We start from the raw sequence: 6,053 nt of genomic DNA, 5'->3' as shown, positions 1-6,053 counted from the left end.
CGGGTCGGTGCTGCCCGAGGTGGGACGGACGGCCGACCGCGCCGGGCCGCTCGGTGCGGGCGCGACGTGCGATCCCGGCCGCCGACGTGACTCGGGCTGGTCGGACGGTGCCGCGACGGTCGGTGGCGGGGTGACGGGCTGCCCGCCCGCTGATGCGGCACGCTCCCGCTCGCGCGCCTCACGCCGCGAGAGAGGCGGCTGCGCGTCGGACGAACTCATGCAACGCTCCGATACAGGTGGTGCTTGGAGATGTACTGGACGACCCCGTCTGGGACCAAGTACCACACGGGGTGGCCGCGCCTGACCCGGTCGCGGCAATCTGTCGAGGATATCGCCAGTGCTGGGACTTCGAGCAAGCTCACGTCGCGTTCGGGCAGTCCGGTGATGCTCAGGTCGTGGCCCGGACGGGTGACCGCGACGAAGTGCGCGAGGTCCCAGAGGCCATCATGATCCTTCCAGTCGAGGATCTGCTGGACGGCGTCCGCGCCCGAGATGAAGACGAGCTGCGCATCCGGTCGTTGGTCGTGGAGGTCGCGGAGCGTGTCGACCGTGTACGTCGGCCCCGGACGGTCGATGTCGACCCGGCTGACCGTGAACATCGGGTTCGACGCGGTCGCGATGACCGTCATCAGGTACCGGTGCTCAGCGTCGGTGACGTCCGACTTCATGTACGGCTGACCGGTCGGGACGAAGACCACCTCGTCCAGGTCGAACGCACGGGCGACCTCCGATGCCGCCACGAGGTGCCCGTGGTGGATCGGGTCGAACGTGCCGCCCATCACGCCGATGCGCGGGCGCCCCGTGCTCTCCAGCATCGAGCGGCGTGTCAGAGCTTGGTGTGACCGAACTCGTCGACACCCGTCTCGTGGTGGCGGGTGGCCTCGAACTTGTGCGAGTGACGGTACGCGACGTCGCGGAAGCTCCAGGTCACGAACCCGAGGAAGGTGAAGAACAGCGCGCCGCACATCGGGAAGACGAACGCGGGCACCCCGGAGGCGTGCTCAGCGGCTTCAGCGAGGAAGGTCATCGGTCCGGTGCTCCGTTCGATCGGGTGGGAAGTCGCCGCCCAGTCTAGCCGCGGATCTGTCCGTGCCCGCGCACGATCCACTTGGTACTGGTCAGTTCGGGGAGCCCCATCGGCCCACGGGCGTGCAGCTTCTGCGTCGAGATGCCGACCTCGGCCCCGAAGCCGAACTCGCCGCCGTCGGTGAACCGGGTCGAGGCGTTCGCCATGACGACCGCCGAGTCGACCTCGGCCAGGAAGCGCTCGGCGGTGTCGACGTCGTCCGTCACGATGGACTCGGTGTGGTGTGTCGACCACCGCGCGATGTGCGCCATCGCGGCATCGACGTCCGGCACCACGCGGATGGACAGGTCGAGGTCCATCGACTCCGTCGCCCAGTCCGCCTCGGTCGCGCGGAGCACGCCGGGGACGATCGTCCGGGTGGCGTCGTCACCGCGCAGGGTGACCCCGGCGGCACGGAGACGGTCCGCCAGCACCGGCAGCAGCCGCTCGGCCGCCCCTTCGTGCACGAGGAGCGTCTCGAGGGCGTTGCACACGCTCGGCCGCTGCACCTTGCTGTTCAGCACGATGTCGACCGCGCGCTCGAGCGGCGCCGTCGCGTCGAGGTACACGTGCACCACTCCGGCGCCCGTCTCGATCACGGGCACCTGCGACTCGGTCACGACGGTCTGGATCAGCGAGGCGCTCCCCCGCGGCACCAGGACGTCGACGAGTCCGCGCGCGCGCATCAGCTCGGTCGCACCCTGGCGACCGAACTCGTCGATGGTCTGCACGAGGTCCGCGGGCAGCCCCACCGAGGCCACCGCACCGCGGATGCGCTCGACGAGTTCGGCGTTCGTGCGCTGCGCCGCCGACCCGCCCCGGAGCACGACGGCGTTCCCGCTCTTCAGCGCGAGCGCGGCGATGTCGACGGTGACGTTCGGGCGTGCCTCGTAGATCGCACCGACGACCCCGAACGGCACGCGGACCTGGGAGAGCTGCAGCCCGTTCGGCAGGCGCGACCCCCGCACGAGGTCACCGACCGGGTCCGGGAGTCCGACCACGTGCTCGACCGCCGCCGCGAGGGCGTCGATCCGCGCGGCATCCAGTCGCAGGCGGTCGAGGAGCCCCGAGGACAGGCCGCCGTCCTCGCCCGCGACGAGGTCCCCGTGGTTCGCTGCGACGATCGCGTCCGTCCCCGCGCGCAGGTCGGCCGCGACGGCGCGCAGTGCCTGGTCCTTGACCGCCGTGGTGGCCGTGGCGAGCGCCGTCGAGGCAGCACGCGACGCGACCAGCTTGTCGGTGAGGGTGAGGGCGGTGGCGGTCGGCGACATGGTCCGATACTAGGTCGGCTGCGGGGCCCGTGACGCTGGCCGCGTCACACCGGTGGAGACGCCCGGGAGGCCGGACTGCCGGGCCGGCACCGTGCCTCCCGGCCGACGATCCCGCGATCAGCCCCGCGGCGCCGCCCGGAACCAGGTGCCCACGTGCTCCCCTGCCAGAGCCCGGTCCACGAGCGCGGTACCGGTGACGAGCACCGACGTCCCCGCCTCGGCCGCGAGCCGCGCCGCGGCGACCTTCGTCCCCGCGCCCCCGGTGCCGACGCCGGCCGAGCCGGCCGAACCGAAGGTGACACCGGCGAGCTCGTCACCGAACGGGACCTCGTCGATGGGTTCGGCGTCCGGGTGCTCCGGCGGCCGGGTGTAGAGCGACTCGACGTCGGACAGCAGCACGAGCGCGTCGGCGCCGAGGAGCCGCGCGACGAGCGCCGCGAGTCGGTCGTTGTCGCCGAACCGGATCTCGTGGGTGGCGACCGTGTCGTTCTCGTTGACGATGGGGAGCACCCGCAGCGCGAGCAACCGGTCGACCGCCCGCTGCGCGTTGACCCGGTGCGTCGGGTTCTGCATGTCGCCTGCGGTGAGCAGGACCTGCGCCGCGACGATGCCGTGGCGGTCGAGCTCCTTCTGGTACCGGAACATGAGCACGTTCTGCCCGGTCGCCGCAGCTGCCTGTTGGGTCGCCAGGTCGTCCGGACGCCCCGCGAGCCCGAGGAACGGGAAACCCGTCGCGATGGCACCGGAGGACACGAGGACGACCTCGGTGCCCCGCGCGTGGGCAGCGGCCAGGGCGTCCACGAGCGCGGCGATCTGCCCGGTGTTGTCGCCGCTGACCGACGACGAACCGACCTTCACGACGAGCCGACGCGCACGCGGGACGTCCTGCCGCCGGCTGACGGGGCCGAGGTCGGTGCGCCCGCGCGTGTCGGTCATGCCTCGATCAGTCCTGCTCGTCGCTGTCGTCATCGGCCCACAGCCCGGACACGCGCTCCTGCTCGAGCTCGGCGCGCGCTGCGGCCTTGGCGTCCATGCGCTCGAAGTACTCCTCGCGGCGCTCGTTGCGCGTCGGGCGCGACGAGCCGCCAACGCGAGCATCGGTGCCGCGGGCGCTCGTGATGAGCTCGGCGGTCGAGGTCAGGGTGGGCTCCCAGTCGAAGACCATGCCGCCGTCGCCGCCGATGACGACGGTGGACCCGGCGACGGCTCCGGCCTTGAACAGGCCGTCCTCCACGCCGAGCTTCGCGAGCCGGTCGGCCAGGTAGCCGATGGCCTCTTCGTTGGTGAAGTCGGTCTGCGTGACCCAGCGCTCCGGCTTCTCGCCCCGCACGCGGTAGAAGCGGTGCTCCTCGCCGCCCTCGGCGCGCACGGTGAAGGGCTTCTCGTTGACCGCCTTCGGACGGAGGACGATGCGCTCCTGCTCGGGGACGGCGGGACGGGCGGCGCGGGCCTGTTCGACCACCTCGGCCAGGGCGAACGTCAGCTCGCGCAGGCCCTTGCGGGACGCGGTCGAGATCGGGAACACGCGGTAGCCGCGCTCCTCGAGCTCGGCGGTGACGAAGTCGGCGAGCTCGGCTGCCTCGGGCACGTCGACCTTGTTGAGCGCGACGAGCTGCGGACGCTCGAGCAGCGGGGTCTGCCCCTCCGGTACCGGGTAGCGCTCGAGCTCGCCCAGGATGACGTCGAGGTCGCTGATCGGGTCGCGGCCGGGGTCGAGCGTCGCGCAGTCGATGACGTGCAGGAGCGCCTCGCAGCGCTCGACGTGGCGGAGGAACTCGAGGCCGAGGCCCTTGCCCTCCGACGCGCCCTCGATCAGGCCCGGGACGTCGGCGACGGTGAAGCGGACCTCGCCCGACTCGACGACACCGAGGTTCGGCGTCAGGGTCGTGAACGGGTAGTCGGCGATCTTCGGCTTCGCTGCGGAGATCGCGGCGATCAGCGAGGACTTGCCGGCGCTCGGGAACCCGACCAGGGCGACGTCGGCGATCGTCTTCAGCTCGAGGCTGACGTCACCGGTCCACCCCGGGGTGCCGAGCAGCGCGAACCCGGGAGCCTTGCGCTTCGTGGTCGCGAGGGCCGCGTTGCCGAGACCGCCCTGACCACCGGGCGCCACGACGACACGCATGCCGGGCTCGGTCATGTCGGCCAGGACCTCTCCGTCCTCGTCGTGCACGACGGTGCCGATCGGCACGGGCAGCTCGAGTGTCTCGCCGCTCACACCGCTGCGCATGTCGCCCATGCCCGGCTGGCCGTTCTTCGACGAGCGGTGGGGCGACCGGTGGTAGCCGAGCAGGGTCGTCACCTGCGGGTCGGCGACGAGCACGATGTCGCCGCCGTCACCGCCGTTGCCGCCGTCGGGGCCGGCGAGGGGCTTGAACTTCTCACGGCGGACCGACACGCAGCCGTTGCCGCCGTTCCCCGCGGTGAGGTGCAGGGTCACGCGGTCGACGAAGGTCGCCATGGGTCCACTCCTAGGTGTTGCAGCAGGACCGCGACGTGTCGCAGCGGTGCCGGCTGGTCGTGCACGAAAGAACGGGAGGGGCGGGCACGTGGCCCGCCCCTCCCGCAGAGTCTGTCGTCGCTGGTGTTACGCGTTGACGATGTTGACGACCTTGCGGCCGCCCTTGGTGCCGAACTCGACCGAACCGGCCGAGAGGGCGAACAGCGTGTCGTCGCCACCACGGCCGACGTTGGCGCCCGGGTGGAAGTGGGTGCCACGCTGGCGGAGGATGATCTCGCCGGCGTTGACGACCTCGCCACCGAAGCGCTTCACGCCGAGGCGCTGTGCGTTCGAGTCACGACCGTTGCGAGTGGAGCTCGCACCCTTCTTGTGTGCCATCTTCTACTCCCGCCTTACGCGATCGAGGTGATCTTGACGCGGGTGAGCTCAGCGCGGAAGCCCTGGCGCTTCTTGTACCCGGTCTTGTTCTTGAACTTCTGGATGACGACCTTCGGGCCGCGGAGGTCCTCGAGCACCTGGGCGGTGACGGTCACGTTGGCGAGCTCGGAAGCCGCCGACGTGATCTTGTCACCGTCCACGAGGAGCACCGGGGCGAGGTCGATGTTGCCCTTGTCGTCGGCCTTGGCACGGTCGATCGTGAGGATCGTGCCGACCTCGACCTTCTCCTGACGGCCGCCGGCGCGCACTACTGCGTAAACCACGTGGAATTCCTTACGTACTCTGCTTGAGGGAAGTCTCGGGTGCCCACTTCTGCACGAGCGGCTCCCGGAGGCCGGGCCCGATCGGCGACGCAGGCAGAACGGCCCGCTGACACCAGGGATCGAGAATACTCGATCCCCCCGGGTCCGGTCAAACGGCGACACACGTACGATGACTCGCGTGACCGTGTTGATCGACCCGCCGACGTGGCCCGCCCACGACACCGTCTGGTCGCACCTCGTCAGTGATGCATCCTACGACGAGCTCCACGCCTTCGCCGAACGCGCCGGGATCCCCCGCCGCGCGTTCGACCACGACCACTACGACGTGCCGCGGTCGCGCTACGACGAACTCGTCGCTGCGGGTGCGACGGCGGTCACCGGGCGCGAGCTGGTGCTCCGGCTCATCGCGAGCGGCCTGCGCGTGCCGCAACGCGACAAGCGCGGGCACGACCGGCGCGCGCACTGACCGTGCGCGTGGAGCAGATCGGAAGAGCGTCGGGTAGGGAACGAGGGTGCCACTATTGGTAGTGCTCGGCGGTCGCTCTGTCATCGAA

9 protein-coding genes are annotated in these 6,053 nt (G+C 71.0%); 1 reads left to right on the top strand and 8 read right to left on the bottom strand.

Annotated features, from left to right (window positions below):
• The 8 genes from D8M35_RS17140 to rplU form a co-directional block, all read right to left on the bottom strand.
• A partial coding sequence (locus D8M35_RS17140) for a hypothetical protein (RefSeq protein ID WP_238638260.1) occupies positions 1-219 on the bottom strand: 219 nt, incomplete at its 3' end.
• Positions 216-815 (bottom strand): nicotinate-nucleotide adenylyltransferase, encoded by a 600-nt coding sequence (nadD, locus tag D8M35_RS15120; protein ID WP_126892576.1) that lies wholly within the window; start codon positions 813-815, stop codon positions 216-218. The genes nadD and D8M35_RS17140, both read right to left, overlap by 4 nt.
• Positions 816-826: 11 nt before the next feature.
• Positions 827-1,027 carry a hypothetical protein gene (locus D8M35_RS15115; protein ID WP_058728434.1) on the bottom strand — a complete coding sequence of 67 codons (201 nt, stop codon included), beginning with the start codon at positions 1,025-1,027 and terminating at the stop codon, positions 827-829.
• Between the two features lie 44 nt (positions 1,028-1,071).
• Entirely contained in the window at positions 1,072-2,337 is a 1,266-nt protein-coding gene (locus D8M35_RS15110) for a glutamate-5-semialdehyde dehydrogenase (RefSeq protein WP_126892575.1), read from the bottom strand.
• A 117-nt stretch (positions 2,338-2,454) separates the two neighbouring features.
• Positions 2,455-3,273 (bottom strand): glutamate 5-kinase, encoded by an 819-nt coding sequence (gene proB, locus D8M35_RS15105; RefSeq protein WP_126892574.1) that lies wholly within the window; start codon positions 3,271-3,273, stop codon positions 2,455-2,457.
• 7 nt (positions 3,274-3,280) lie between these two features.
• Positions 3,281-4,798 (bottom strand): GTPase ObgE, encoded by a 1,518-nt coding sequence (obgE, locus tag D8M35_RS15100; protein ID WP_126892573.1) that lies wholly within the window; start codon positions 4,796-4,798, stop codon positions 3,281-3,283.
• A gap of 126 nt (positions 4,799-4,924) precedes the next feature.
• On the bottom strand, positions 4,925-5,176 hold the full coding sequence (gene rpmA / locus D8M35_RS15095) for a 50S ribosomal protein L27 (RefSeq protein ID WP_022905368.1): 252 nt from the start codon (positions 5,174-5,176) through the stop codon (positions 4,925-4,927).
• Positions 5,177-5,190: 14 nt separating this feature from the next.
• Entirely contained in the window at positions 5,191-5,499 is a 309-nt protein-coding gene (rplU, locus tag D8M35_RS15090; RefSeq protein ID WP_066653169.1) for a 50S ribosomal protein L21, read from the bottom strand.
• A 178-nt stretch (positions 5,500-5,677) separates the two neighbouring features.
• Here rplU and D8M35_RS15085 point away from each other — a divergent pair, with 178 nt between their 5' ends.
• Positions 5,678-5,965: a DUF4031 domain-containing protein gene (locus tag D8M35_RS15085; protein ID WP_126892572.1), complete on the top strand. Its 288-nt coding sequence runs from the start codon at positions 5,678-5,680 to the stop codon at positions 5,963-5,965.
• Positions 5,966-6,053 lie beyond the last annotated feature (88 nt).

Source organism: Curtobacterium sp. HSID17257, assembly GCF_003989515.1.
Classification (GTDB): domain Bacteria; phylum Actinomycetota; class Actinomycetes; order Actinomycetales; family Microbacteriaceae; genus Curtobacterium.
Note: the sequence above shows the minus strand (reverse complement) of the source record. Positions and strands in the feature narration are given on the sequence as shown.

Bases quoted from the DNA above. Each gene is read 5' to 3' on its own strand.
- nadD (WP_126892576.1), bottom strand. From the start codon at position 815: ATGCTGGAGAGCACGGGGCGCCCGCGCATCGGCGTGATGGGCGGCACG.
- D8M35_RS15115 (WP_058728434.1), bottom strand. From the start codon at position 1,027: ATGACCTTCCTCGCTGAAGCCGCTGAGCACGCCTCCGGGGTGCCCGCG.
- D8M35_RS15110 (WP_126892575.1), bottom strand. From the start codon at position 2,337: ATGTCGCCGACCGCCACCGCCCTCACCCTCACCGACAAGCTGGTCGCG.
- proB (WP_126892574.1), bottom strand. From the start codon at position 3,273: ATGACCGACACGCGCGGGCGCACCGACCTCGGCCCCGTCAGCCGGCGG.
- obgE (WP_126892573.1), bottom strand. From the start codon at position 4,798: ATGGCGACCTTCGTCGACCGCGTGACCCTGCACCTCACCGCGGGGAAC.
- rpmA (WP_022905368.1), bottom strand. From the start codon at position 5,176: ATGGCACACAAGAAGGGTGCGAGCTCCACTCGCAACGGTCGTGACTCG.